The organism is Stenotrophomonas sp. 62841_Sma (genome assembly GCF_056482945.1).
Map to the genome: position 1 here is coordinate 2,518,214 of NZ_CM151224.1, position 25,758 is coordinate 2,543,971.

Annotated in this window: 21 protein-coding genes; 4 read left to right on the plus strand and 17 right to left on the minus strand. The window is 65.0% G+C overall.

The annotated features are described in order from the left end of the window. Positions 1 to 88: 88 nt before the first annotated feature. Complete coding sequence (locus tag ACZK5G_RS11730; RefSeq protein WP_478463390.1) at positions 89 to 1,201, minus strand: DNA glycosylase AlkZ-like family protein; 1,113 nt, start codon at positions 1,199 to 1,201, stop codon at positions 89 to 91. Positions 1,202 to 1,254: 53 nt separating this feature from the next. Continuing rightward, positions 1,255 to 1,839, minus strand: coding sequence for a TetR/AcrR family transcriptional regulator (locus ACZK5G_RS11735; protein WP_279912130.1), 585 nt, complete (start codon positions 1,837 to 1,839; stop codon positions 1,255 to 1,257). Positions 1,840 to 2,078: 239 nt separating this feature from the next. Between ACZK5G_RS11735 and ACZK5G_RS11740 the strand changes: the two genes are divergently transcribed. Further along, the gene (locus ACZK5G_RS11740; protein ID WP_478463392.1) at positions 2,079 to 4,274 is read left to right on the plus strand and encodes a TonB-dependent receptor; all 2,196 of its coding nucleotides are present in this window, start codon (positions 2,079 to 2,081) and stop codon (positions 4,272 to 4,274) included. 172 nt (positions 4,275 to 4,446) lie between these two features. Here the strand turns inward: ACZK5G_RS11740 and ACZK5G_RS11745 are convergent, their stop codons facing one another. From ACZK5G_RS11745 to ACZK5G_RS11795, 11 genes are all read right to left on the minus strand, one after another. After that, on the minus strand, positions 4,447 to 4,812 hold the full coding sequence (locus tag ACZK5G_RS11745; protein WP_478463394.1) for a hypothetical protein: 366 nt from the start codon (positions 4,810 to 4,812) through the stop codon (positions 4,447 to 4,449). 575 nt (positions 4,813 to 5,387) lie between these two features. Then, a complete protein-coding gene (locus ACZK5G_RS11750) occupies positions 5,388 to 6,398 on the minus strand; it encodes a fimbrial protein (RefSeq protein ID WP_478463395.1) in 1,011 nt (336 codons plus the stop codon). A 72-nt stretch (positions 6,399 to 6,470) separates the two neighbouring features. Next, on the minus strand, positions 6,471 to 7,178 hold the full coding sequence (locus tag ACZK5G_RS11755) for a fimbrial biogenesis chaperone (RefSeq protein WP_478463397.1): 708 nt from the start codon (positions 7,176 to 7,178) through the stop codon (positions 6,471 to 6,473). Between the two features lie 174 nt (positions 7,179 to 7,352). Further along, a complete protein-coding gene (locus tag ACZK5G_RS11760) occupies positions 7,353 to 8,372 on the minus strand; it encodes a fimbrial protein (RefSeq protein WP_478463398.1) in 1,020 nt (339 codons plus the stop codon). 44 nt (positions 8,373 to 8,416) lie between these two features. After that, positions 8,417 to 11,014: a fimbria/pilus outer membrane usher protein gene (locus tag ACZK5G_RS11765; protein WP_478463400.1), complete on the minus strand. Its 2,598-nt coding sequence runs from the start codon at positions 11,012 to 11,014 to the stop codon at positions 8,417 to 8,419. A 91-nt stretch (positions 11,015 to 11,105) separates the two neighbouring features. Continuing rightward, complete coding sequence (locus ACZK5G_RS11770) at positions 11,106 to 11,852, minus strand: fimbrial biogenesis chaperone (RefSeq protein ID WP_478463401.1); 747 nt, start codon at positions 11,850 to 11,852, stop codon at positions 11,106 to 11,108. A 51-nt stretch (positions 11,853 to 11,903) separates the two neighbouring features. Continuing rightward, the gene (locus ACZK5G_RS11775; RefSeq protein WP_478463402.1) at positions 11,904 to 12,461 is read right to left on the minus strand and encodes a fimbrial protein; all 558 of its coding nucleotides are present in this window, start codon (positions 12,459 to 12,461) and stop codon (positions 11,904 to 11,906) included. Between the two features lie 165 nt (positions 12,462 to 12,626). Continuing rightward, entirely contained in the window at positions 12,627 to 13,316 is a 690-nt protein-coding gene (locus ACZK5G_RS11780; protein ID WP_478463403.1) for an outer membrane protein, read from the minus strand. 83 nt (positions 13,317 to 13,399) lie between these two features. Continuing rightward, complete coding sequence (locus tag ACZK5G_RS11785; RefSeq protein WP_478463404.1) at positions 13,400 to 14,326, minus strand: hypothetical protein; 927 nt, start codon at positions 14,324 to 14,326, stop codon at positions 13,400 to 13,402. 152 nt (positions 14,327 to 14,478) lie between these two features. Then, a complete protein-coding gene (locus ACZK5G_RS11790) occupies positions 14,479 to 14,766 on the minus strand; it encodes a hypothetical protein (protein WP_478463406.1) in 288 nt (95 codons plus the stop codon). 25 nt (positions 14,767 to 14,791) lie between these two features. Continuing rightward, positions 14,792 to 15,457: a response regulator gene (locus tag ACZK5G_RS11795; RefSeq protein ID WP_478463407.1), complete on the minus strand. Its 666-nt coding sequence runs from the start codon at positions 15,455 to 15,457 to the stop codon at positions 14,792 to 14,794. A gap of 89 nt (positions 15,458 to 15,546) precedes the next feature. Between ACZK5G_RS11795 and ACZK5G_RS11800 the strand changes: the two genes are divergently transcribed. Then, on the plus strand, positions 15,547 to 16,200 hold the full coding sequence (locus ACZK5G_RS11800) for a response regulator (RefSeq protein WP_478463409.1): 654 nt from the start codon (positions 15,547 to 15,549) through the stop codon (positions 16,198 to 16,200). A gap of 20 nt (positions 16,201 to 16,220) precedes the next feature. On the opposite strand, the gene ACZK5G_RS11805 is transcribed toward ACZK5G_RS11800, so the two are convergent. Both ACZK5G_RS11805 and ACZK5G_RS11810 read right to left on the minus strand, forming a co-directional pair. Next, positions 16,221 to 19,598, minus strand: a complete 3,378-nt coding sequence (locus ACZK5G_RS11805; protein ID WP_478463411.1) for a hybrid sensor histidine kinase/response regulator — start codon at positions 19,596 to 19,598, stop codon at positions 16,221 to 16,223. A gap of 32 nt (positions 19,599 to 19,630) precedes the next feature. Then, positions 19,631 to 22,303 carry an ATP-binding protein gene (locus ACZK5G_RS11810; protein WP_478463413.1) on the minus strand — a complete coding sequence of 891 codons (2,673 nt, stop codon included), beginning with the start codon at positions 22,301 to 22,303 and terminating at the stop codon, positions 19,631 to 19,633. Positions 22,304 to 22,519: 216 nt separating this feature from the next. On the opposite strand from ACZK5G_RS11810, the gene ACZK5G_RS11815 reads away from it, so the two are divergent. Further along, entirely contained in the window at positions 22,520 to 23,389 is an 870-nt protein-coding gene (locus tag ACZK5G_RS11815; RefSeq protein WP_478463414.1) for a lysozyme family protein, read from the plus strand. Between the two features lie 49 nt (positions 23,390 to 23,438). Here the strand turns inward: ACZK5G_RS11815 and ACZK5G_RS11820 are convergent, their stop codons facing one another. Both ACZK5G_RS11820 and ACZK5G_RS11825 read right to left on the minus strand, forming a co-directional pair. Beyond that, positions 23,439 to 23,864 carry an organic hydroperoxide resistance protein gene (locus ACZK5G_RS11820; protein ID WP_478463416.1) on the minus strand — a complete coding sequence of 142 codons (426 nt, stop codon included), beginning with the start codon at positions 23,862 to 23,864 and terminating at the stop codon, positions 23,439 to 23,441. Positions 23,865 to 23,984: 120 nt separating this feature from the next. Next, the gene (locus ACZK5G_RS11825; protein WP_478463417.1) at positions 23,985 to 24,656 is read right to left on the minus strand and encodes a TraX family protein; all 672 of its coding nucleotides are present in this window, start codon (positions 24,654 to 24,656) and stop codon (positions 23,985 to 23,987) included. A 112-nt stretch (positions 24,657 to 24,768) separates the two neighbouring features. Here ACZK5G_RS11825 and pip point away from each other — a divergent pair, with 112 nt between their 5' ends. Beyond that, on the plus strand, positions 24,769 to 25,716 hold the full coding sequence (gene pip / locus ACZK5G_RS11830; protein ID WP_478463419.1) for a prolyl aminopeptidase: 948 nt from the start codon (positions 24,769 to 24,771) through the stop codon (positions 25,714 to 25,716). Positions 25,717 to 25,758 lie beyond the last annotated feature (42 nt).

The following is a 25,758-nucleotide window of genomic DNA, read 5'->3' on the forward strand; positions in this document are numbered from 1 at the left end:
TGCCCACCTTGGTGGGCACCGATGCATCGCGGCGCCAACCAAGGTTGGCGACTACCTGGACCTACAGGCACCCATGCGCCGCTAGGCGCTACAGAAAAGCGGCCATGCGCTGCAGTTCGTCTTCAAGCGCGCCACGAAACACCTTGTCGCAGGCCAGCGACTTGCCGGCGTAGCCCACGCTGGACGCCAGTTCACCGTCGCGCACGCTGAGATTGGCCCAGCCCACCACCTGGTCGTGCCACAGCACGGGCAGTGCGTAGTAACCGTACTGGCGCTTCGGTGCAGGCGTGTAGGCCTCGAACTTGTAGACCCAGCCCCACAGCAGCTCGAAGCGGCGGCGGTCCCACACCACCGGGTCGAACGGCGCCAGCAGGCGCACCTTATCGTCCGGCGCATGCCGGCGCGAGCGCGGGTTCTCGTCCGCCGGCCAGTACCAGGTGGTGCCCTCCAGCGTGCAGCTGGCCAGCTGTTGCTTGGCCAGCATCAACGCCTGCCGGGTCTGTTCGGCCAGATGCGGTGCGCCGTAGCCCAGTAGGCGCACCAGATAAGTCAGGCTGGCCGACGGCAGCGGCGCGTACTTGCGCACCACCAGATCGATCAGGGCCGCGGCGCGTTCAATCTGCGCCTGCTCGCTGGCATCCGCCTCTACGTGGTCGGCCACCGCGTAGATGCGGGTGCCGCTGTCGCGCCGTTGCACGCGCAGCAGGCCGCGGTAGTGCATGCCGTCCAGCAGGTGCGTGCTGGCATTGCTGGTGCCACCCCAGTAGTTGGTCACCCGGCCATGCGCGAACGCCTGGTCAACCTCGCGCGGATGGACGCTGCCACGTTCGCGCACGAAGGCCAGAACATCCGCTGCACGCCGCTGGGTCTCGGTGTCCCATTCGCGCTTGGACACGCGCGGGTGCATCAGCGCCAGATGTTCGCGCGGCAGGAAGCCGTAGTTCACCAGGCAATCCTCTTCCACTGGCAGGCGAGCATAACGCCGCTCCAGATCACCGGCGCGGTAGTCCTTCACCCGGTGGCGCAGGGTCAGGTCCTGTGCACGTGCCGGTGCGCGGATCGGGTCGGCCTGCACGAAGCCCAGGCGACGGATCGCGGTCAGCAGCGTGGTGGGTTTGAACAGCGTGCGCGCCACCGCGTGGCGGCGCAGATCATCGAGGGTGGGTGTGGCAGGCATGGCCGCATTGTAGATCCAGGCCATGCATGGATGGGGTCGCGGCGAACCGTGCAACGGCATCCACGCATGGCGTGGTTCTACCGAAGTTCCAACACCTCCAACGAACCGATCACCAGCGCACGCATGCCCTGCTTGAACTCGGTGATTACCTGGCCCTCTTCGTCGTCGGCAATCCCGTAGACCGTATCCGCACCGGCGATGCAGTAGAACGCGATCGTGGCCAGCAGCCAGCGCGCCTTGTCCAGCGGCAGGCCGAACACCTCTGCCACATGCGCCTGGTGCGAGGCGATCTTGTCCAGCATCGGCGTGGTCGCCACCGAACGACGTAGCAGGTAGGGCGGTAGTCCGGGGTGCGCTTTCACCACCTCGCACAGCGATTCCACGAACGCCAGCAGGTAGGCCTGCAGCCCACCCGGCGCATCGGCCGAAGCACGTGGAATCTGCCAGCGCTGGAACACCGTATCGGCCACCAGCCGCTTCAAGGCCTCCAGGTTGGCCACGCGCTTGTAGAGCGCGGCCTGGGTCACCGCCAGTTCGGCGGCCACGTTGGCCATCGTCAGGTTCGGCAGGCCCAGCGTGATGCCGATGTCGGCCAGACGATCGGGGGTGATGGTGGGCGGACGGCCACGGGCCGACGCCGGGGTTTCAGGGTGCATGTTCATACCGTAGCGAGGGTGCCAGCAAAGGGACCCTCTTGTCCGCTTCATATGATTTAGTTTAATTTACTCAACTAATTCGGACTGCGTGAGGTTCGCAACCCCGCCGCCGTCCGCGATCGAGCCCAAGGCTCACTTCCCGCCAGGTCCCCACCCAGCCGACAACCCTGCGCCGCGCCCTCCCCCGTGCTTGCCGTCGGCAGCGCGCCAGGCGCGCTCGCACCTGCGATTCACAGGAACCTGGCATGACCGTGTACCACCTTTCCTCTCCCCTGCAGCCCGCAGCGGCCGCCGCGAGCCGCGAGCAGATGCATCCGCCGATGGCCCGGCGCTACCGGGTGTCGGCCCTGGCGCTGGGGCTGCTGGCCTCGTTTGCTGCGCTGGCCGACTCCTCGCCGTCCACCCTGCCCTCGGTGCAGGTGCAGGAACAGCGCCGGGTGACCGGCGACTATGCCGGCGGCCAGGTGGCTTCCGGTAGCCGGGTTGGCCTGCTCGGCGACAAGGACTTCATGGACACGCCCTTCAGTACGGTCAGCTACACCGAGTCCTTCATCCGCGACCGCCAGGCCAAGGACCTCACCGACGTCATCGCCGCCACCGACCCCACGGTGTTCAGCAACGGCGTGACTGGTTCCTGGAGCGAGAACTACGCCATCCGCGGCTTCGCCTCCAGCACCAGCGATACCACCTTCAACGGCCTCAGCGGCATGGCGCCCTACTACCGCACCTCGCCGGAGATGTTCGAGCGCATCGAGGTGCTGAAGGGCCCGTCCGCGCTGCTCAACGGCATGCCACCGGGCGGCTCGGTCGGTGGCAGCGTCAACCTGGTGCCCAAGCGTGCCGGCGAGCAACCGTTGCTGCGGGTCAGCGCCAACTTCGCCTCCGATGTGCAGTTCGGCACCCATGTGGATGTGGGCCGCCGCCTGGGCGCCGACAAGCAGTTCGGCATCCGCTTCAACGGTGCTTACCGTGATGGCGACGGTGCTGTCGGCAAGCAGAGCAAGAAGGTGCAGCTGGGTTCATTGGCGCTGGACTGGCGCGGCGAGCGCGCCCGCCTGTCCGCCGATCTGTACAGCGCCGACGACCGCGTCGATGGACCGGCCCGTGGTGTCGGCCTGGCACCGGGCGTAGCGATTCCGCGGCCGCCGCGCGGCGACACCCTGATCAACCCGGACTGGGCCTACGTGGACAGCCAGGACAAGGGCGCGATGCTGCGCGGCGAGCTGGACATCAGTGACAACCTGTTGGCCTACCTGGCCTATGGCACCAGCAAGACCGACTACCGCTACAACGGTTCGATCAGTGCGCAGATCCTCAACCCGGCCGGTGACTTCACCACGGTGATGGGCCAGCTGGCATTCGACATCAAGAAGCAATCCGGTGACGCCGGGCTGCGCGGTAGCTTCCGTACCGGCAGCGTGAGCCATCAGTGGGCCGCCAACGTGACCCACTACCAGCACACCCAGAACGACTACGGCCGCCGCAGCGTGCCTGGCTGGGACTGGACCACCAACCTGTACAACCCGGTGTGGGGTCCGGCTGCGCCGTTCATCGCGCCGCATATCTCGCACACCGAACTGCGGCTGGACAGCATCGGCTTCGCCGACACGTTGTCCTTTGCCGATGACCGTGTGCAGCTGACCGTAGGCGTGCGTCGCCAGCAGGTGGTCAGCGAGACCTTCAACGTGGCCAGCGGTGCGCGCACCTCGCGCTATGACGAGAGCGCCACCACCCCGGCCGCCGCCCTGCTGGTGAAGGCCACTGACAAGCTTTCGGTCTACGCCAACTACATCGAAGGCCTCAGCCAGGGCGCCACCGCGCCGATGACCGCCGCCAACGCCGGCGATGTGTTTGCACCCTTCCGTACCAAGCAGAAGGAGCTGGGCCTGAAGCTGGACCTGGGCAGCTTCGCGCACACCTTCAGCCTGTACGAGATCAAGCGCCCGAGCAGCTACACCGACCCGGTCACGAATATCTTCTCGTTCGGTGGCGAGCAGCGGAATCGCGGCGTGGAATGGGGCTTTTTCGGCTCACCGCTGGATGGCGTTCGCCTGCTCGGCGGCGTGGCCTACGTGCAGCCGAAACTGACCCGCACCGCCGGCGGCGTGAATGAAGGCCGCATCGCCACAGCGGTTGCACAGCGGCAGGCGAAGCTGGGCGTGGAATGGGATGTGCCGGCGTTGGAGGGTTTGACCCTGACCGGAAATGCCACGGCGATGTCAAAGCAGTACATCAGTGCTGACAACCGCCTGTCGGTGCCGGGGCGTACGTTGTTTGATGTGGGCGCGCGTTACAGCACCACGATGGCGGGGCGACCGCTTGCCCTGCGCGCCAGCGTGAACAACGTGACCAACAAGGCGTATTGGGGCATGCCGTTGCTTTCCAGCCTGGCGCTGGGCGCGCCGCGGACGGTGTTGCTGTCGGCCACGATGGATTTCTGAAAAGCATCCACGCGTGGCGTGGGGCTACTGCGTGGATCTACTGTAGAGCCGAGCCATGCTCGGCTCCGTCTCCTTCGATGAGCCGAGCGTGGGCTCGGCTCTACAGAATGCCGGGCAATCCGCCAACAGCATCCACGCATGGCGTGGATCTACTGAACCTCGGCCTTCCATCTCATTCCGGATGCAGGCGATAAATAGCCTGGTTGGTCAACGCCAGCGCGGCCAGCTTCAAGCCTTCCATCACGCGGTCGCCCACGTAATGCTCCTGGCCGCCGTTCTGCCGGGCGCGCTCGGCGGCCAGCAGGATCTCGTTCACGATGCGCAGGCCAGCCAACGCGCCATCGGTATCGGCCAGCGCCAGGCAGCGGCCCGGCAGTTGATGGCGCTCAGGCCAGGGCTGGCCGTCGGACGCTGCGCCGCGGCCAATCTGGTGCATCAGGCTGATCAGGTTGTTGGGATCAGGCTTTGCCGCCTCGCCCTCTTCGGCATTGGCCGGGGCGTACCGGGCGCGCAGAGGGGGAATATCTGATGCGTTCATGGCAGGTCTCCGTACAAGACATGGGGAGCCACCCGCCTTAACAAAGGTGGCGGGACGGCACATGGCTGGAAACCGGAGGACTGTAGTCATTGCCGGCGGGTACGTTTGCACGTACCCCCACGCACCGCCCCGCCATAAGGCGCAGACGGATTGCCAGCCGGCGCCGCACAAAGCGACGCCGGCTGGCAAGCGTATTTCTACAGTCACTACGGGTTTCCAGGCCCGGCCACCCTTTTTCGGTGGCACCCCATCATGTACACAACTGCGCGGCAGAAGCAAAGCCAGCGCGAGGTACAGACGGAGACATCTTTGCAACGGGCGGCATTGTCGCACACTGCCGAAGCGGCGAATACGGCTTGTTTTCAGCGCTCAACCCGCCTCAGCCCCGTTGCCATCCGGGCCGCCCGAAGTTCGCAGATGCATCCCATCCGGACACCAAAGTGTGCCGACGGCGACAGACTTCAGAACTGGCATTGCAGCCATAAGTTGTTCGCACTGACCTTCAACTCGCCCTTGCTCGGCCCGGCGCGATAGTCACTCTTGCCCAGGTTGTCCAGAGTGAACCGGCTTGGCCGCTACGGATAGCTGAATACGAATGTCAGACTTGCGTTGGCCTCACCAGCGGTGACCTGCGCTCCCACCTGCCGGTAGCGGGCATGGAATAGTCGACTGGTCTCTCCCGACCGCATATCCCCAAAGCCATGGGAACGATAGAAGGCCAAAGGAGACTGCTTGTCGTCCAGGAACTGGATGCCCACCCCTGAAGCGCCACCGGTCACCTCGGCAATTCCAAGCGTCTCGTCGACCACCGCCGTGCCGGGACTGATCTGATAGTCCACCCTTCCTACACCCGCTTCACAGTCGAGGTCCACCGTATAGGGAACAGCATCGAGCGCTGTCCCTGGTCCAGCAAAGCGATCCCGGGTGATGTACCCCATGGAAACCGCTTTGGTGATCACACGACAGGATGGCTCATCCACTGCCTCGAACGTCACTGCGGCGATATATGCCGGCTTGTAGGCAAATTGCAGGCCGGTATGCCGTGCGTAGAAGCTCCCGACCTGGAAACGCCGCAACTCTCCACCCGCGACGACGTCTCCGGTCCTGATGAACTTGAGCTGCACCGCGGTCAGAATATTGCCGGTGATTCCAGTGCCCGCCATAAGTATCTGACGACCAGCCCTGAAGCCACCTCCCTTGCCCGAGTGGGAAAGTGGACTGGCACGCACAACGACACCGACTCCAGCCGCATTGGTGGCATAGACACCATAGGTAACCGCAGCTTCGGTGTAGGTGGCGACCGGCCCGGCGCCCCCTTGCAGCCCAAACTCGATATCATCTGATGCAGAGTTGCAGACAAGGTCAGAAGCGGCTGAGTAGATCCGGGTGGTGTCCAGCCAAGGGGACAGTGCCTCGCCAACAGGTACACCCTGTACCGCAAGCCGGACACCGGACGCCGCCTGGAACTCGGAATACCCATATGCATCCCGGTAACATGCGCCACGTGCCAGCCAGGGAGATGCCAGCAGGACAAGCGCCAGGAACGTTCGGCAAATACGCGTTGCGACCCCTTGGATACCGCGCATGTGAGCGTCCCCGGCTCTCCGTTGAATCTGGCCGCACTCTCTCACGCCTCAGCAAGCGCAGCAAGCGCAGCCTCAATGCATTGGGGGTGCTCCCAGCTGCTGGGTAACCGGATGCAACCTGCCGTCATCGTCCAACCAGCTGAAACGCACCTCCATCATGCCGCCAGCTGCCGTAGACGGCACTGCGATCACTGCCTCACCAAATGGGGGGGCAAATGGATTGTCAAGCTCGGTTTCTGCGCCGCCATGAACAATGGCCACCCTTCCAAGATTCAGGTGGTAGGCGGTGCTGTTCTTGAAGACCAGGAATGCATTCCCGCCATCACTGCGCGTGGAAACTGCCACTCCCTCCATGCGATCCATTGGCGGCTGCGGCAGACCCTTCGGGCGGAAAAGCACCTTGTAGCGGCTACGGACGGCCACTTCCAGATTATTCACCGATGCCTCTGACCGCGGAGGAATCGCCAACACATTGAGCCAATAGAGATGCTCCTTCGCGTCGACAGGTGCAGACGATGCCACCTGACGTATACGCAGGCTCGCATCTTTACCCGGCTGCAGACGCAGGACCGGCGGTGCAAGCACGAACGGCGCCCCGGAATGCTCCGGCATCTGATCCGCATCGCCATCTGAAACCCACGCCTGAACCAGCACCGGGTCTGCTGCCGTGTTCTTCAGCGGCACCACAACTTCCACTTGCTCACCCGGGAAGACCACGCGGGTGCCAGGCATGCTCACCTGTGCCGAGGCGATTGACGCCACTGCCAGGCTCAACGCCATGGCCACCATCGCCCCACGCCCACGCCTGATCCACTGGCAACGAGAAGTCCATCGAGGTTCCTTCGACCCAGCAATCGCACGCATCCGTAGCCTCCGAAGTTGAACAACACGGTGGAGGTGCGACGTCAAAATCAGCGAGGAATGCCGTAGTCGCCCCACGCCGCACCCAGGGGGTCAAGGATAATCGATACGGTAGCGGATCTGTGCATTGGCAGGGCCGGCCTTCACGCCCGTCAGATTCGCCGCCGTGCGGATGTAGCGCGCACCAAACGTTTCGGTGCGCAACCCATCGGCTTCGCTGGACCCGAACGGATAGACCTTTCCAATCTCCAGAGGGTTGCCTGCTGCATCAACGAACTGCAGGCCCACACCAGCAGCCCCCCCTTCCACCTCCACAATCCCAAGCGTCCGGGAGAAAACAGGAGATCCTGCCTGCTCAAGGTAATAGTTGACACGCCCGGCGTTCGACTCACAGAGCAGGGAGACGTCATAGTTGATAGTCTGCGCGTGATCATATCGCTCGCGGAATTTATCAAGCGTCGCAACCCCCATTTCAACCGTACGACTCTGCACCTGGCACAGCGGAATATGCACCACCTCCAGGCTGGAAGCCTGCAGTGAATTCTCATGGGTAAACCCTGGCGTCCAGCGTTGTTCATGTCGCATCCTCACCATCGGCGTCGACGGCAGGCTGAAGCTGCCGCCAGCTGTCGTCCCGATCTTGATGAACCGCACGGCGAGCGACATGAGAACATGGATGTTTTCACCTATGTTCAGACGGGTTTCATCGGGACTGTTCATCGGCACACGATCCCATCCGGTACTTGGCTCCACGGCAACGATCATGCCGACCCCAGGAATGCCGACATCCATCACGCTGTAAGTCTTCCCCGCCTCAGTGTAGGTACTGACCTCCGTGAACAGACGTGAATAGTAGTTCAACTGAGCTGCCGATCCGAAGGAACCGCACTCCATCGTTTTGATTTCGTTGCTCGAGATCCAAGGTGTCAGCGCCCCCCCGACCTCTTCCACATTTCCGATAATGCGGACATGCGGCAACTGGAAGGTGAATTGATTTCCGACCTCCTTGCCAAGATTGGTACACACCGCAGCTGCAGAACCCGCAAAGCTAAGGCCGGCAAGCGCGAACGCCGCGATCAACGCTGACTTCATCCACGGGAGAAAATGTCTCATGCTGGTCATCCTCAAGAATATGGATGAGCGGATCTCTCCTCCGCTCACGGGCTGCGCGCCTCTTGCAGCGCAGCCAGGTGATCGCCCTGCCGGGTACGGCACTGGGCTTCGATCAATGCCCCTGCTTCGGCGGCGCTGATGTCGTAGACAATGCGGCACTGCTGATCCGGTTGTTTGCCAACGCGCACAAACAGTTCGCCCTGCTCCTCAATGCCGCGAACCCACAACCGGCTTCCTTGACCCACGACACCCACTACCGTGCCGTCAGCCGTGGCCACATCGTTGCCGAACGGCAACGGCGTACCATCGGGCAGCAGCGCCTGGATCAACGCGTTGCGGCCCTGCTCGGTCGGCAACACCATCTTGACGATGGCACCTGCGTTGGGAATGGCCGAAACCGAGGCAGCGCTCAGTTCGATGTCCATCGACATACCGGTGGGATCAACATTGATCTCATTGCGGCGGAAGGGGCTCATATGCGGCACCACGGCGTAGCCGCGGGAGTCGGTCTTGACCCCGCTCATGTGACCGACCGCAACCCCCTTGGCCCCAGGGATATGGACCAGCCCCGGCGTCTCGCCGAGACGCTGCGACAGCGTGATTCCGTCGCCATGCAGCATCACGCCACCGGTCGCGCCGAGCGTGACCTGCTGCGAAGCACCAGACTTGCTATAGGAGCCGGTTACCTGCACCGAAGGGAATTGATAATAGGCGCCCGCGCCATAACTGGTGCGCTGGCTGTCGCGGCTGACGTAGCCGTTGTAACCACCCTGGTTGCGTTCGCCCAGCGAGGCCGACATACCCAATCGCTCACCATGCGAGCCACTGCTCTCGCGGCTGATACCTGCATCCAACCGGGGCGCAGCGGGAGCCTTGCCCAGCGGCATGCTGTAGCCCAGGTAGATGCTGTTGCTGGCCTTGCTGGGGCCATCGCCGAACAACGACGATTCCAGCGTACGGCGGGCGGTCAGCGTTACGCTGCCCGGCCCCAGGCGGTTGCTGTACCCCAGCGAAAAACTGGTCTGCCGGCGGCTGTCACCCCAGAAATCGGTGCTGCCGCCGTTGAAGTACAACATACCCCAACGCTCGCCCAGCTGTTGGTTGATGGTCAGGTCCACTCGACTGCGCTGCCGGACAAGGCCCTGGCCGCTCTTGCCTTCCTTCAGTTCACTGGTCAGGTGCATGGCATCAGCCAGGGTCAGGAAGTCGCTGGTGGAATAGCGATACGCCGCCATGGTGATGTTGGTGTTGTTGGAGAACAGCGCCTTGTTGAAAGCAATACGATAGGACTGGCCCCGGCGGCGCTCGCCCGCAGCCTGAGCATTGCCCGGCAGGCGCGCATCACTCAGCGTAACGTCGCCGGAAATGGCCCCGATGGCCGTATTCCAGGCAGCACCTACCACCGCACCGGTGTAGCCTTCGGCGACGGTGACACCGGCGTAGCCAGTGAACTGGTTACCAAGGCCACGACGCAGGGTGGCCTCGACAAAGCGCGGCTTCTCCGACCAGCGATCATCCAGCAGCTCGCCAGCGGTGACACTGTAGCGGCTCTGGCCGGGGCGCAGCAGCTCCGGCATGGCGGTATACGGAATGGTGAAGCGCTCCACCCGGCCATCGGCTTCGGTGATCTCCACTTCGATATCACCGCTGGCGCCGATTGCATGGAAATCGTCAATTTCGAAGGGGCCCGGCGCCACCATGGATTCATGCAGCACCTGCTCACGCTGCCGGATCGTGACCCGCGCATTGGTCTGCGCCACACCACGCACCACAGGCGCGAATTCGCGCTGCGAGTCCGGCAGCATGCGCGGGTCAGTCCGAAGATTCACGCCCCGGTAGTTCACGGGCGCCAGCATGTCGCCCATGGTCGAACCCTCACCCAGGGTCAACTGCGCCCGCATTGAGGGCAGATTGCGCCGTACCTGAGTGGTGCCGGCAGTATAGCTGGTGCCGTCCATATCGGTGTGCTGCAGATAGCCAGTGTGATGCACCCGCCATTCGCCGAGATTGAGTCCCGCGTCCAGGGTTGCGCTGGTGCGGTTGAACTCCCGCTGCTCGTTGCGCTGGCGGCTGTGGTTGACGCTGTAGTTGAGCGTAGCAGCGGTGATTCCGGTCTCCCACTGACTCGGATCGACCCAGCCACGTGGATTCCGCGCCAGATAGGCCTGCGGAATACTGAGGGAAAGCGACATCTCGCCCACGTCGAAGTCACTGCTTGCACCCGGCACATAGCGCGACAGGGGCGCACAGGTTTCCTCGCTCGGCAGCGGCTGCAGGCCCTCATTGGCCTTATCGCCCGATGCACGCGCAGCTTCCAGGCGAGCCTCGTTCAGGCCCAGCAGCTCGAACAGTTCCGGGCCCAGGCAAAGCTGCACTTCGCCCTGTTCATCAGCACGGGCGACGAGGTCCCGCCGCCCGACGTTGGAGCCATTGATGAGGATGTCTGCATTGTAGGTTCCCGGCAGCAGGCTGCCCTGCTCGAAGCGGCTGAGGTCAGACTGGGACCCCGCCGAGCCAAACAGCAAACTGGAGTTGAACTCGACATTCGGTGCAGCCGATGCGACGACGGGCAACAGGGCAGCCACGACCGCGGCCACCAGGGGGCGCCGGATCGAGTTGTTGTGCGAGCGCTGACGGTTCATGGCGTTCATCCAGTTCAAGGCATGGCGTTGCCCTGCCCTGCGCAATGCAGGGTTAGGGAACACGACGGTTTTCGGGGTCAATCGCGCGGGCTTAGGGGCTTGCCACCGGCGCGGTGTGCTCGCTGGGCGAGCCATATTCGGTAAGGAACTTCATGCGAACCTGGGCATTTGCGGGGCGAGCTGACAGGCCCGGTACCGCAAAATGCTGCGTGCTGAGCGGCTGGATCATGCCAAACTCCGGAACGTCGACGTTGCGACCATCAACCCGCAGCGTTGCCTTGACGGTGTTCGCATGGAAGGGGCTGTCATTGCGGACGTTCAAAACCCAACTCCGACCCTGTTGCGCCAGCGACCACTGAAGCGCATTGATGGTGCCGGCGGCAGTCTGGCCCTTCAGTGCTTCCGGGCGGTAGAACAGCTTGAAACGATTACGAACCGCGATGTGAATCTGTGCCGAGGACGCCTCAGGATTCACTGCCGGCGTGTCGAGGACATTCAGCCAGAACATGCTCTCGCGATCCTGGGGAAGGCTACCGCCCGTGTGACGGATGCGAATCAGCTGCTTCTTGTTGGCATCAATGCGCATCAGCGGCGGCATAGCGACAAAGGGCGCCTTCGAACCGTCGGGGCCAGCATCAACATCAAACTCATCCACCCACACCTGGGCCAGAGACGCGGCTTCACCGTGATTCTTGACGCGCAACGACACTTCCTTGCTGTCATGCGTATAGATCACACGATTACCTTCAACCACCAGGCGAGCGTCGGCAGACGCCGCCATCATGAGCGACGACAAAGCCAAGCTGCAGAGCAGAGCGGAACGGGTAAGACGCATCATTTCCATATCCTCCTGAAGTAGCCGGAGCGCCAAGGCACTCCGGCAGGGCTATCATTGGTTGACGACGTCGAACATCAGTGTGCCCGTGTAGCTGCCGCCGGTGGCATCCCCACCACCCGGGACCAGATAGCGGGCAACGAACTCGTAGTCGAACGAGTCGTCGACCTTGACGGCTCGCAGGGTGTCGGTCTGCAGATTCACTGCGGTTTCATTGGCGCCGTCCTTGCGATACAGCTGGACCACCACGTTCGACGCCGGCTTCTCGGGAGTAGCGGTATGGGTGTTGCCGATGTGACCGGCGCCAGTGATGCCGTCCTTGCGTACAATCAAATTTGTGACGTCGCCATCGCACTTCGGCGCATCGGAGCCGGTACCGGCCTTCAGCACCACATGGAAACGCTGGCTGCCCGCTTCTGCGTCTGCCTTCAGGGCTTGAGCGGTGATCGGGGTCAACGTGATGGAGGTCGTAGCGCCGCCGCCACCAATGTCGACGCTGCAGGTATCTGCAGCGACCTGGCCGACGAAGTTGATGGTGCCGACGGAAGCCGATGCCGAAGCGGCAGCGCCCAGCGACAGCGCGGCGGACAGAGCAATTGCAAGCTTGTTCATGTTGGTAAATTCCTGTTTAGGGTTGGTTGTTTGCGTTCAAGCCGCGCGTTCCTGGGCTTGAGCGAAGGGCATTCCCTTCGAGAGGAAATGCTACGCAGGCCGCGATCCGGCAGGCATAGGACAACGACTAAAAAAGACAGTCCTGGCCGCATCGAGGATTACGATTCAGAACGCCCAGCGGGCGCCCAGATGGAACTCACTGGAGGCCAGGTCCAGGCGCATCTTTTCGTCCTGCAGGCCGCGCGCATTGCCGAAGGTGTTCCAGCCGCTTTCGGTGCTACCCATATCGACGTAGCGGTAGCCCAGGTCGATATGCACACCGTTGGAAGCCACGGCAGAAACACCCACGCCAGCCGACCACGCCAGGCCGATACGCGTGGTGCTGCCGTAGCGACGGCCTTCGTTGCCCTGCCAGCCGGCAGACTTCAGCTGAGCAAGACCGGCACCGCCGCCGCCGTAGACCGACCATGCCTCGTTGATGGCGAAGTCACGATAGGCGTTGAGCATCAGGCGCTGCGAGGTGACGTCGTGATTGTTGAAGCTGGTGGCGAAGCTGCTCGAGCCGCTGGTGTAGGTATCGCTGCGACGCAGGTTGTACTCGCCTTCGGTTCGCCAGCCATTGCCATGCGCATAGCCGAGGCCTACGGCGCCGGTCACGAAACGCTGGTGCTCGTCGCCAGCGACGAAACGACCGATGCCTGGGCGGGCACTGGCATCCATGTTGCGGGCGCGGTGATCGGCATCAACGATGCGAACGGTGGCGTAATAGCCTTCGTTGGTGTTGGTGTTGGCGCTAGCAAGCTGCGGCAGGCAGCAGGCGAGCGCCGCACCCAGAAGGGATGCGTTTACGTTCATTGGGTTTCTCATACTGCGAAGTGACGATGGGTTGCCGGGCGAGCCATGACGTCGGCTCGCCCGGACGCGAAATCAACGCGCGATCACTTCTCGAACTGGCGCACCCAGCGACGCTGGCTGGCGTCGTAGCGCAGGGTGACCGACACGCTGCTGAGCGGCTTGGTGCTTGCACCTTCCACCATGAAGACGTTGGAGTTCGACGGATCGGTCAGCTGATAGATGTCGCCGTCGATTGCATCGGCCGGCATGCGCATGGTGATCGGGGTCGTCGTGTCCTCCGCCGCGCTGCCGGTCACAAGATCGGTCCATCGCTTCGACGGCTTCGGCAGCTGATACTCGGTCGGCTTGATATGGTCACGGCCATGACGGGCATGCCACTTGCCATCGTCACTGTTGAACACGAAGGCACAGGCACGGGTAGCCGGACACACAAACGCCGGGCCGCCCGGCCCGTAGTTCGCAATACCTACCGCATGGGCGCTGTCATTGGTCACAGCCAACACCGCAGCCTTCGGCGCAGCGGTCGGCAGATACATCGACACCGGGCTGAGCTTGCTGCCGATGTAGACCTGAGTGATGGCATGCTCCGACTGCGGCACGGCGAAGTCTCCGTGCTCTTCGCGCGCGATCACGCGTCGGGCACTCAGGCCATCCCAGATGTCCCAGCGCTGGTTGGCCTTGCTCCAACGCAGCTCCACATTGGCAAAGGTGTCGATCGGCAGGTAGACCAGATCGGCGAAGGCGGTCCTGGCTGCATCCAGGCGGCTGCTGCCGTGGGCCAGCGAGCTGAGCACAACGAAGTCGGCCGGCTGCGGATTGGCCGGCAGCTGCATGTGATTGACCCAGTCATTGGAGGCCAGCTCGAAGTACAGCTTGCTGTAGCCAGACGGCATGGCACCGCTGCCGCCGTTCTTGCTTGGGGTCAGATAGGCCTCGGTGGCCGATGCAGCAGCCGGGGCCAGGCACACCAGCAGGGCGGCCAGCAGGGTATTGCGATGGGTGGTCTTCATGGAATCAGCTCGTTTGAAGGGAAAACCGGGACTGCGGTGCCCAACGCACCCGTACAGTTCCCGGCCCGGTCACGTTGACTGATCCGCTGCCCTCAAGCTGTCTGACTCGTCCGAATTTTCACGCCGACTTCACTCGCCCGGAACGAGCTCAATCAGGCCTTGCGGCGTGCCTGCAGCAGAACCTGCTCCTGCTCGTGACCACATGCACAAGGCTCGGCCAGCGCCACTTCCCAGTCGCCTCTCATCTGCCGGCGCTGCGCGGGCGAGGCATACAGATAGCCATTGAGCAGTTCCATGAAGCGCTTCTGCCCATGCGGGGTCAGCTGGGCGAAACTCCACATCAGCGACGCAATGCGGGCATCAAGTAGTGGGGGCACGGCGACTCCACGCAGGTCGGCAATCGATGCTTCCACCGTAGCGCCCTTATCCTGCGTTTCCATCGGACAATGTCCGGATGCACTACGCTCATCCATCTTCGCTGCCCTCGGGCAGGCCACGTGCTACCTGCGAGGCGGACACCAGGCCCTGATCGAGCGCGTAATCGAAGATCTCGCTGGTCCGCTTCAGGCCCAGCTTGCGCATGGCCGAGTGCTTCTGCGTGCTGACCGTCTGCCGGCTGCGCTTGAGCTGCTCGGCAATCTCCTTCTGGGCCATGCCCTGGGCGATCATGCGCAGCACTTCGATCTCGCGCTTGGTCAGCGCGACCTCCTGCAGCTGCTCCAGTTGCTGCACGATGCTGGCGGACAGAAAGCCGTCGCGCCGGAACGCCGCGCGGATAGCCAGTGCCAGATCGCCCGCAGGGTCCAGCTTGCCGACAATGCAGTCCACACCGGCCTTGCCGATGCTGGCCAGCACCTGCACGCCGGAGATGCTGGTCAGCACCACCAAGGGCAGCTTCGGGAAGCGCCGGCGCAGGAAGCCCAGCATTGCCACCCCGTCGCCATACTCGCCCCCCGGCATCGAGAAGTCGGTCACGACCACATCCACCGCGTGCTTGCTCAGGGCCTCGACCAATGCCGTAGAATCGCCGGCAGTGGCGACGATATCGATGCCGGGCTCAAGGGCCAGCGATTCACGCACCCCCGCGAGAATGACGGGATGGTCATCGGCGATGACAATGCGGATATTCATGACATGATGTCCTTGCGGTTTTTCACAGTTCTGTTGCTGCCGGTTGCCGGCACGCCCTTCATTCCTGCTTCCATCGGATACTCGCCTTGATGAACGCGTTGGCTATTCGTGTTGCCCTTGCCGACGATCATCCGGTGATCCGCCTGGGCGTTCGTAGTGCGCTGGATGAAGCGCCGGCGATCCAGTGCATCGGCGCGGTGGCCGACTCCACCGAACTGGTTGCCCTGCTTGAGCACGAGCCCTGCGATGTTCTGGTGACCGACTACGCGATGCCCGGCGGTGCGTTTGGCGATGGGCTGGAGCTGCTGAGCTATCTTGCCCTGCACTACCCTTCCCTGCGCATCGTGGTGATGACTGGCCTGGACCAGCCTGGCCTGATCCACAAGCTGGATGCCGGTGGCGCCGCCGGCATTGTCAGCAAGTCGGATGAGCTTTCGCAGGTGCAGGCGGCGGTGATGGCGGTCTATGCGCATCGCCGCTATCACTCGCCGGCGGTAGCGGAACTGCTGCGCCGCAAGGAGCAGCGCCGGGTGACCGCGCTGTCGCCGAAGGAAGTGGAAGTGGTCCGGTTGTTCCTGGAAGGCCTGAGCATCACCGAGATCGCCGCACGCCTGGACCGCAAGAAGCAGACCGTAAGCACCCAGAAGGTCAATGCGATGCGCAAGCTGGGCGTCGAGCGCGATGCGGAGCTGTACTCGTTTGCCGCAGACCTGGGATTGAAGGCGGTTGATCCGCAGCGCTGATCGGGCGCGTCCTGCATCCGTCACGATTCCTGCCCCAGTTCGCGCCGGTAGCCATCCAGCCGCGCATGCAATGCCGCCTGCAGCGCATCCAGCTCGGAGGCAGCAACAGGACGGCCTTCACGCAGGCCTCGTTCCACCTCGCCGCAGCGCTCACCCAGCTCCCGCTCGCCCAGCATCTGCAGCGCACCCTTGAACGAATGGACGCGCTCCATTACGCGTTGCATGTCGTTTTCCGTCCGCGCCTGCGCGATGGCCTGCAGGTCCTTGTCGCCGGTTTCCACGAACAGGCGGCGGATGGCCACCGAGGGCCGGCGTGTGGCGGGCGGCGTGACGGCCAGCGCGACCGGCACCTGCTCCGCCCGGCTCAACCCAGCTTCCAGGCGTTCGAGATTCAACGGCTTCAGCAGCAGGTCGTCGATGCCCGCCGCCAGGCAGCGTTCGCGCTCGCTGGCCAGGGCGGTGGCGGTGATTGCCAGGATCGGTAGTGATTGCCCGCGCCTGCGCAGTTCGCGCGCAAGCGCATAGCCATCCATCACCGGCATGTTGATGTCGGTCAACACGGCCAGGTAGGCATCGTCCTGCCACAGCACCAACGCAGCGGCGCCATCCCCGGCGGCGTCAACCCGGAAGCCCAGCTCTTCCAGCTGCTGCTGGATCAGCTCACGGTTCACCGCATTGTCTTCCACCAGCAGCACGCGCCCGCGAGATTGCGCGACGGCGGCACGCTCGGGCTGCCTGGCAGCCTCCTGGCCGGACGGGTGGCTGCCAATGGCCGCCAGCAAGGCCTCGCTGGCATAGCAGGTCACCTCGGTGCGCCCGCTGCGCATTTCGGGCGTCAACGGCCCCTGCGCATGGGCACACACCGTGCGCTGATGTGCAGCCGCCAGCTGCTGTTCCTCTTCCAGGCTCCAGGGGCGGTGATCACCCACGATCAGCAGCACGTCACCGGTGGCGTCGGCCTGCGGCCTGTCCAACAGCAACACCTGCGCGCCCTGTTGCCGCAGCAGGCGCTCGATCTCGCTGCGCCATTCCGGCGTGGAGGACAGCACCGTGATGCGTTGGCCCAGCAGCGGCTGCGCTGGTGGAACGGCGGCGGGCTGCAGGCGCACCGGCAGCGACAGGGTGAAGCTGCTGCCCACACCCTCGGTGCTTTCCACCGACACCTGCCCGCCCATGGCCTGGGCCAGCTGCCGGCACAGCGCCAGGCCCAGGCCACTGCCGCCGTAACGGCGGCAGACACTGGCATCGGCCTGCTGGAACGGTTGGAACAGCTGCGCGGCCTGCTGCGGATTCATGCCGATACCGGAATCGATCACCTGCACGCGCAATTGCGCAGCCTTGCCGCCCACGGCCTGCAGCTCGGCGCGCAGCAGGATGCGCCCGGAGTCGGTGAACTTCACCGCATTGCTGACCAGGTTGTTGAGGATCTGGCGGATGCGGTGTGCATCACCGATGCAGTCCTGGCCGTCCGGCGCTTCAACGGCATGGAACAGGCGCACGCCCTTGCGCAGTGCATCGGGCGCATACAGCAGCGCCACGCCTTCGATCAGCGGGCGCAGCGCGAACGGCGCCGGCTCCACGTCCAGCTGACCGGCTTCGATCTTGGAAAAGTCGAGCACGTCGCTGATGATCCGCATCAGCGCGTCGGCTGAGAAGCGGATGCGGTCCAGGCGCTCGCGCTGGCCCGGCTGCAGCGGCGAACGGGCCAGCAGTTCAAGGTGGCCGAGCACGCCATTGAGCGGCGTGCGGATCTCGTGGCTCATCGTTGCCACGAACGCGGACTTGGCCCGGGTGGCGGCCTCGGCGGCCTGGCGCGCGGCCTCGGCATCCTCGCGGGCACGGCGCAGCGTGTCCTCCAGCTCCACCTGCGCGGTCACGTCACGCAGGGCACAGACCCAGACCGCCTGGTCGTGGTAGGTGGCCAGCGCCATGCTGATCTGCAGTTGGGTGTCACTGCCCTCGTCCTCGGGCGACCACTGCAGTTCCAGTGCTTCGTCGCCATGGCTGCTGCGCCCCAGCTCAGCCAACCGCACGTACAGCGGCGCGATCGCATGACTGTCTTCATCCATGCCCTCGCCGACCAGGTGCCGTGCGGTTTCGTTCTGCAACAACGGCCTGCCACTGTCGCGCGCAAGCAGCGCCAACCCGATCGGCGCGGTGCCGATGATGGCCCTGCTCAGCGCTTCGCTCTCGTAGACCCGCGAGGCATCGGCCAGCGCCGGGGTGAATACACGCCGGTCAATGCGCAGCAGGAGCCACCACAGCAGGCCGATGATCAACAACGCGCTGAGGCTGCGCGCCAGCAGGTATGGGCCCTGCGCCTTCCAGATATCGGCCCAGTCATAGACATGGCTGAGCGTCCAGTCCACACCGGGCAGGCTGCAACTGAGGATGAAGCGCCCCTGCACGTATTGCCGCGAAGGCTTGGTGCCGATACGCGCGGGCAGCGTCTGTAGCAGCAGGGCCTGTTCCTGGCTGCTCAGTCCACCGCTGCTGAGCACCACATCCTGCTTGGCCGACAACACCAGATAGCGGCCCTCTTCACGCGCCTCCAGCCGGGCCTTGATGTTGTCGACCGATTCGAACACCACGCGCCGGAAGTACGGCGTGGTGCCTTCGGCCATGGTGACCACACCCACCAGCGACGACTGCCCATTGAGCGGGTTGGCTGCAAAGCGCGACAGCAACCTGCCCTCACGGGAGGCCGCCCGGATCGGGCCAGGACGCGGCTGTACCTTGCGCACCTCGGGCTCATCACGCAGCAGGCGGGCAAAGGCCTGCTGGCGGGTAGCCACGCCGAGCGTCTGCAGCAGCTGCGCCTCATCACGCACGTTGGATACGGCCAGCAGGCGGCCCTGCGGTTCGTAGGCGAACATCGCCACTGGGCCGGGCACGTCCTGCGAGGTGATCGAATCGGCGGTATAGGCCGAGTAGATGTCGATCATGCCGAGGTAGGCCTTCAGCTCCCCGGGCGGCAACGGGTTGTCGCGGGCACCCAGCACCAGCCACGGCACAGCGGTACGCCCCTCAGCACGCACCACCACTTCCTCGCCCTGGGCGTGGAAGCGTTCGGCCAGCGGGGTACCCACTGCCTGCAGCGCCGGGCGCTGGTCACGCCATAGCACGTCATTGCCATTGACCGAGGTGGCGTAGGCGCGGTCGCGCTGGTACAGGAAGTAGTCCAGCGCCGCGCGGGCCTCCAGGAAGGATTGCCGTTCGCGGGCGTGGAATTCCTCGACGTCGGCGATGGAGCTGACGATGGCGGCCAGCAATACCAGCACGGTGATCAGCGCGCCGCCCCCGAACAACAGCCGACGGCGCAGCCGGCGCAGATCGTCCAGGCGCGCGGCGGCGGCCGTGCTACCCGGTCCTCCCTGCGCTGCTTCAATGCCTGCCATGACCTTGATCCTGAGGTGGGTACCCATGCAATTTATCCGATTGCGTCAATAGCTGGCATATCTGACCCAGCCGAAGCCAACGCCTCCAGCAGGGCCTGACACAGGGCCTCACTCGCGTAGCAGGACACCACATGACCCTCGTCTACGTTTCGGGGGCGCAACGGCCCTTCCCGGCAGACCCGCACCCACGGCTGGCCACTGCGCTCGACCCCTCGCTGCTCCTCCAACGATGGCTCGAACAGCACCCAGACCGAACCTGGCGGAATCTCCAGCGCAGGCCCCTGCGGAAGCTGTACCTGCGCACCCCAGCCACGCAGGCGCCGTTCCAGTTCGCCACACCACGGCCCGGGCGCTGCCAGCAGATGGATGCGTTGCCCGGCCAGCGGCAGCGGCACCGGAATGGCGATCGAGGTCAGCAGCGGCACCTCGAACACAAACCGGCTACCGACCCCGGCGGTGCTCTCCACCCAGATGCGCCCATCCATGCGTTCGCACAGCTGCTGGCACAGCGCCAGGCCCAGGCCGGAGCCGCCGAAGCGCGCGACGATGCTGGGCGCGGCCTGCACAAACGGCTGGAACAGACGCTGGCATTCGGCCGGACTCAGGCCGATGCCGGAATCGGTGGCCTCCAGCCGCAGGTAGCGACCGTCATCATCGTGCCGGCTGGACAGCCGCAGCTGCACCCGGCCCGAGGTGGTGAACTTCAGCGCATTGCTGGCCAGGTTGCGCAGCACCCGCTCGATGGCCGCCATCGGCGCCACAGCCGCAACCGGTACATCGGCATCGATCACGCAATCCAGCTGCAGGCCCTTGGCCTGTGCCACCGGTGCATACAGCACGGCAACGCGCTCCAGCAATGCGGCTGGCGCGAAGCGTTCGGGCGTGAGCGTCCACTGTCCGGACTCGATGCGCGACAGGTCCAGCACATCGGTGATGATGTCCATCAGCGAATCGGCAGACTGGCGCAGGCGCGTCACCCGCTCGGCGGGCTCGGCCTGCAACGCGCTGCGTGCGAGCAGTTCGAGGTGGCCGATGATGCCGTGCAGCGGCGTGCGTATCTCATGGCTCATCGCTGCCACGAAGTTCGATTTGGCCCGGCTGCAGGCCTCGGCCGCTGTGGTACGCCCGCGCTCGACATCCCTTTCGCGCATGTCGTTGCTGATGTCCTCCACCATCAACAGGACGCCGTCTGGCCAGGCCTCGCCGCCGGAGTGGATGTGCGTGCGGTGGAACAGCCGTTGCTGAGGGTCGGCAGCCAGCGGCAGATCCCCCGTCACGGTCACCACGCCGGTACGGGTATCGGCCTGCATCATCGCTTCGCGCAGCTGCGGCATCAGCCGCGCGCCGGCCGCACGATCCATGCGCTGCAAAGGACCATTCCAGTCCTGCACATGGCCGGTGCTGGCTTCCAGCAGCGCCACACCCACCGGCACGTGCTCCAGCAGCAGGCGCAATCGGCGGTCGCGGGCGTAGATCGCCTTCACCTGGCGGACGGCTGGCGTGTACATGCGCCGGTGCAGCCATAGCAGCAGGAACCACAGCAGGGCCCACGCAAGCAGAAGGCAGGCACCACCACTGAGCAGCATCGGTGCAATGCCACGCAGGATATCGACCCAGCAATAGGTCTCGACCAGCGTCCACGGCGTTCCCGCTACGGCCAGAGCCAGGGTGAATCGGCCATTGTGGAACCGCGCACGCGTGGCGTCACCCAGCAACACCCAGTCGGTGTCGGCCGAGGTGCGCGCGGCCGTGGCATCGGCGCCGTCCGAGGCCAGCACGCGCAGGCCGTCGCGGTCCAGCAGTGCGATATGCCCCTGGCTGTTGTGGCGCAGCAGTGCCTGAAGGCGCGCCATCGGCTCGTAGGCCACGAAGGTGGCGATGGGCGTCGTGCCCGCACTGGCCTGGAACACCGACACCAGCGAGGGCTCGCCGCTGATCGGGTGGCGACCGAACGTCCGCCGCGGGGTATCGCTGCGCTCCACGCTTTCCAGCAGCGGCACCTGGTCGTGACTGGAAGCCGGTGCCAACAGCTGCGCCGGCGCACGCAGGTGTTCGAATACATCGCTGCGCGAACTGGCAGCGAGCGCGGTGATCAGGCTGCGCTCGGTCAAACCCTTGTCCAGTGACAGGTACTGCCCGCTGGGGTCGAAGAAATAGGATGCACCGGCGGACTCGGCATCGTCCGCGGCTCCGCTCAGGCGTTGGATGAGTGACACCGCCGTGGTCAGCTGCAGATAACGCTGCAGCTCGTGCGCGCGCCACTGTGCCGTCTCCAGGCCCAGCGCCATCTGAGGCCGGCTGCTGGCATCGGCGGCCACCACCAGGCGCTGGCCGCCCTGCAGATACGCGTAGCGCATGGCCTCGGCACTGGCGTCACCCAGCTGGATGTCGCGATCCCAGGCGTACTCGGCCATGTTCGACAGCCGTGCGTAGGCGGCGTCCTGGCGTGCCAGCTGGAACTGCAGCGCCGTGTGCGCACGGCGGAATTCGGCAATGCGACGCGCCTCGTAGCCGTTGACCTGGACCACGATGAGGGTGATCAGCACGCTCAGGGACAGGAGGCTCAGGACGGCCCCACAGGCCAGCATCAGCCGGCGCGGATACCGCCGCAGCGCCTGCAGCTCGCCCGCACCAGCCGGCGCCGGTCCGGCAGCGGAGTGCAGGTGGCGCAGCGAATCGGCAATGGGAGGGGCGACGGACGGCATGGCATCGGGCGGCGTCGAGCGCTCGGCGTGAAGAAAATGGAAGCGCCAGCATGCGTGGCGGTCGCCGCCGTCGATGTAGGACAAGGTCCAAAAAGGCGGCCATACGTGACGCATTTGCCCGCATAGACAGTTCTGTCCACATTTCGAACTTGTCCGGTTTCCGGGCTGCTCCCGGCTGGCGAGGCTGTGCGTCTCCCCGCTGACGAGGACATCACGATGAAGGCATCAAGAGGCCGCGAACGCCTGTGGGCACTCCGTCTGATGGCCCGGCACGCCTGCCACCGTGCAAGCCTGCGACTGGGCGCAGTACTGCTGCCACTGCTACCGGCTCCTGCGCGGGTCTCTCTAGTTGAGGGTGCGGCCTCCGCACTCGGGCCACTGCTGCAGGCAGAACGCCATGACCGCGCCTTCGACACCCTGCAGCGGTTGGGACATCCACCCTCGGCTGCGGCGCAGCTGAGCGCCCGTTTCCTGGCCGGGCGCTGGTTGCGGCAGGCTCATTTCCAGCGCCTGCAGTCGCTGCCCTTCAGCGCGCTGCAACACGTATTGCGTGGCATGGCCTGGCAAGACCGTGATGCGCTGTGGGCCGCTGCGGCCGGTCGGCGACGCGTGGTCTGCCTGCTGCCCACTGGCGATGTCGAACTGGCGGTGGCCGCCGTGCTCGATCGTCCGGGCGCGCCCGCGCACTACTTCGTCAACACCCATCACCGCGACGATTCTCCCGAACTGCGCACACTGCGGGCACTGAAGCGCCAGGGGCATCGCCTGGATATCGGCCACGCGCAACAACGGAGCCAGGCCTGGCGGCAGCTGCGCCGCGGGGCGACGGTGGTGACCCTGCTGGATCCCTGCCCGTGGCGGGAGACGGGAGTGGCGAGAGAACCTGCACCACTGCGCCTGGCCCGCTTGGCACAGGTGCCGGTGCTGGTGCTGGCTCACCGGCGCGATGGCAGCGAGGCAGGCACCCTGTCCGTGCTGGGTGAGTTCAGTGCCGAGTCGCTGGCCGAGGGGGCCACTGCACTGTACGCCGCCGCGCACGCGTTCCTGGCGGCGGCACCGCACGATTGGCATGATCTGGATCGCTAGGCACAACGAAAAGGCCGCAGCAGGCAATCGCCGTCTGCGGCCGCGGGCATCAGGCGATGACCAGTGCCACGTTGATGTTGTTGCGGGTGGCATGCGAGTACGGGCAGACGACATGCGCCTTGCGCACCAGCTCCTCGGCCTGCGCGGTGGGCACGCCCGGCAGCGAGATGGTCAGTGCCACATCGATGGCGAAGCCGGTGCTGACCGCACCGATACCGACGCGGCCGGTGACCGCGGCATCGTCTGCGATGGCGATGTTCTCCTGGCCGGCGACATACTTCAGGGCACCGAGGAAGCAGGCCGAATAGCCAGCGGCAAACAGCTGCTCCGGGTTGGTACCGGTGCCGCCGGTGCCACCGAGTTCGGCCGGGGTGGACAGGGCGATGTCCAGGGTCTTGTCGGACGAAGTGGCGCGGCCTTCACGGCCGCCGACAGCGGTGGCCTGGGCCGAGTACAGGATCGATTCGATGCTCATGGGTTGCTCCGGTCGGTTGACTGAGTGGAGTGGCGGTACGTTCCGCCACCCAACCATCCTCCCGGGCGATGAGCGCCGCTTCCATCGGACAGCGACGATAGCGCGGCCCCGCTGCGGCCATCACCCTTGACCGCGCAGCTGCACGTACAACGCCAGTAGCGCAAGGTGCCCGATGTAGTAGCCATAGAACGCCCAGCGCCATCTCGGCAGCCGCCACCGCACGCGCGCCACGGCCAGCACCACTGGAATGGCCAGCAGCGCCCAGCCGTTGTGGTTGGCCCAGCACACTGCAGCAAACCCGATCAGTAGCAGCCACCACGCACCATGGCGGAACGCCAGCCACCCGAGCAGCACGAAGCCGACGCCCGCCCATTGGTAGTCCACCAGCATCGGCGCCATGCCCGCCGCCAGCAGCAACAGCAGTGGCCGATTGTTGGCCAGCGCATGCACCGCCACCGCAGCCAGGGCAAAAGTAAGCAGTATGTTGAGTGGCAACCAGGGACCGAAGGCAAGTGCATGCAGCGGTTGCGCGACCACGCCCCATACGGCCAGGCGACGGATCGACTTGCGCAGGTCTGCACCCGGCTGGGCGAGGTTGCAGGCCATGACCAGTGCAAACAGCGGGAACGCGATGCGCCCCAGTTCGCTTATGACCGGCAGGTAGCCGCCGTAGACCACTTTTGCCACGTGGTCGCCGGTCATGGTCAGCAGTGCGATCCATTTCAGCAGCTCGCGTGCGCCGCTGCTGAGGCTGGGGTCGGGCGTGGACATCCCTGTCGTGGTCGCTTGCATCGCGGAAGCTTATGCGCATCGGCCAGCCCATTTCCAGCACCGCGAAAGCATGTGCCACTGCAGGCACCGAGCTGCGGCGCTATGCTGGCCGCCCCTGCTTGTGAGCACCCCCATGCGTACCCTCTACCCCGCCATCGAGCCCTACCGCGAGTTCACCCTGCCGGTGAGCGATCTGCACACCCTGCATATCGAAGAGTGCGGCACGCCGGAAGGGATCCCGGTGGTGTATCTGCACGGTGGCCCGGGCGCCGGCATCTCGCCGACCCATCGGCGCTTCTTCGACCCGGCGCGCTACCGCATCGTCTTGATCGACCAGCGCGGCAGCGGCCGCTCCACGCCGTTCGGCGAGCTGCGCGACAACGCCACGCAGGATCTGGTGGCCGACATCGAGAAGGTGCGCGAGCACCTGGGTATCGAGCGCTGGCTGGTCTATGGCGGCTCCTGGGGCTCCACCCTGTCGCTGGCCTATGCGCAGGCACATCCCGAACGCGCCACTGGCCTGATCGTACGCGGCGTGTTCCTCGGTCGTGAGATCGAGAACCGCTGGTTTGCCGAGGCCAACGGCGGTGCGCGCTGGATTTTCCCGGAGCGCTGGGACCGCTATGAGGCCTACATTCCAGAAGCCGAGCGCGGCGACATGATTGCAGCCTACTGGACGCGCATGGACAGCCCCGATGAGGCCACCCGCATCGCCGCCGCGCAGGCGTGGCTGGGCTGGGAGGACAACGCCGCCACCCTACAGCACGACGTGGATGCTGTTTCCACGGATGACCCGCTGGATACGCTGGCCAAGGCCCGCATCGAAGCGCACTATTTCCGCAATGGCATCTTCCTTGAGCCGAATCAGCTGCTGCGCGATGTCGATCGTATCCGCCACCTGCCGTGTGTGATCGTGCAGGGCCGCTACGACATCATCTGCCCACCGCGTAGCGCCTGGGACCTGGCCAAGGCCTGGCCGGAAGCCAGGCTGGAGATGGTGACCTCCGGCCACAGCGCGAACGAGCCGGCGACGGTGGATGCGCTGGTGCGCGCCACGGACGCGTTCGCCGACCGCTTCTGAAAGCACGAGGTAGTGCCGGCCGCTGGCCGGCATCCCTGCGAT

Coding starts and splice junctions, on each gene's coding strand:
- ACZK5G_RS11730 (WP_478463390.1), bottom strand. CDS start 1,201: ATGGCCTGGATCTACAATGCGGCCATGCCTGCCACACCCACCCTCGAT.
- ACZK5G_RS11735 (WP_279912130.1), bottom strand. CDS start 1,839: ATGAACATGCACCCTGAAACCCCGGCGTCGGCCCGTGGCCGTCCGCCC.
- ACZK5G_RS11740 (WP_478463392.1), top strand. CDS start 2,079: ATGACCGTGTACCACCTTTCCTCTCCCCTGCAGCCCGCAGCGGCCGCC.
- ACZK5G_RS11745 (WP_478463394.1), bottom strand. CDS start 4,812: ATGAACGCATCAGATATTCCCCCTCTGCGCGCCCGGTACGCCCCGGCC.
- ACZK5G_RS11750 (WP_478463395.1), bottom strand. CDS start 6,398: ATGCGCGGTATCCAAGGGGTCGCAACGCGTATTTGCCGAACGTTCCTG.
- ACZK5G_RS11755 (WP_478463397.1), bottom strand. CDS start 7,178: ATGGCGTTGAGCCTGGCAGTGGCGTCAATCGCCTCGGCACAGGTGAGC.
- ACZK5G_RS11760 (WP_478463398.1), bottom strand. CDS start 8,372: ATGAGACATTTTCTCCCGTGGATGAAGTCAGCGTTGATCGCGGCGTTC.
- ACZK5G_RS11765 (WP_478463400.1), bottom strand. CDS start 11,014: ATGAACCGTCAGCGCTCGCACAACAACTCGATCCGGCGCCCCCTGGTG.
- ACZK5G_RS11770 (WP_478463401.1), bottom strand. CDS start 11,852: ATGATGCGTCTTACCCGTTCCGCTCTGCTCTGCAGCTTGGCTTTGTCG.
- ACZK5G_RS11775 (WP_478463402.1), bottom strand. CDS start 12,461: ATGAACAAGCTTGCAATTGCTCTGTCCGCCGCGCTGTCGCTGGGCGCT.
- ACZK5G_RS11780 (WP_478463403.1), bottom strand. CDS start 13,316: ATGAACGTAAACGCATCCCTTCTGGGTGCGGCGCTCGCCTGCTGCCTG.
- ACZK5G_RS11785 (WP_478463404.1), bottom strand. CDS start 14,326: ATGAAGACCACCCATCGCAATACCCTGCTGGCCGCCCTGCTGGTGTGC.
- ACZK5G_RS11790 (WP_478463406.1), bottom strand. CDS start 14,766: ATGGAAACGCAGGATAAGGGCGCTACGGTGGAAGCATCGATTGCCGAC.
- ACZK5G_RS11795 (WP_478463407.1), bottom strand. CDS start 15,457: ATGAATATCCGCATTGTCATCGCCGATGACCATCCCGTCATTCTCGCG.
- ACZK5G_RS11800 (WP_478463409.1), top strand. CDS start 15,547: ATGAACGCGTTGGCTATTCGTGTTGCCCTTGCCGACGATCATCCGGTG.
- ACZK5G_RS11805 (WP_478463411.1), bottom strand. CDS start 19,598: ATGGCAGGCATTGAAGCAGCGCAGGGAGGACCGGGTAGCACGGCCGCC.
- ACZK5G_RS11810 (WP_478463413.1), bottom strand. CDS start 22,303: ATGCCGTCCGTCGCCCCTCCCATTGCCGATTCGCTGCGCCACCTGCAC.
- ACZK5G_RS11815 (WP_478463414.1), top strand. CDS start 22,520: ATGAAGGCATCAAGAGGCCGCGAACGCCTGTGGGCACTCCGTCTGATG.
- ACZK5G_RS11820 (WP_478463416.1), bottom strand. CDS start 23,864: ATGAGCATCGAATCGATCCTGTACTCGGCCCAGGCCACCGCTGTCGGC.
- ACZK5G_RS11825 (WP_478463417.1), bottom strand. CDS start 24,656: ATGCAAGCGACCACGACAGGGATGTCCACGCCCGACCCCAGCCTCAGC.
- pip (WP_478463419.1), top strand. CDS start 24,769: ATGCGTACCCTCTACCCCGCCATCGAGCCCTACCGCGAGTTCACCCTG.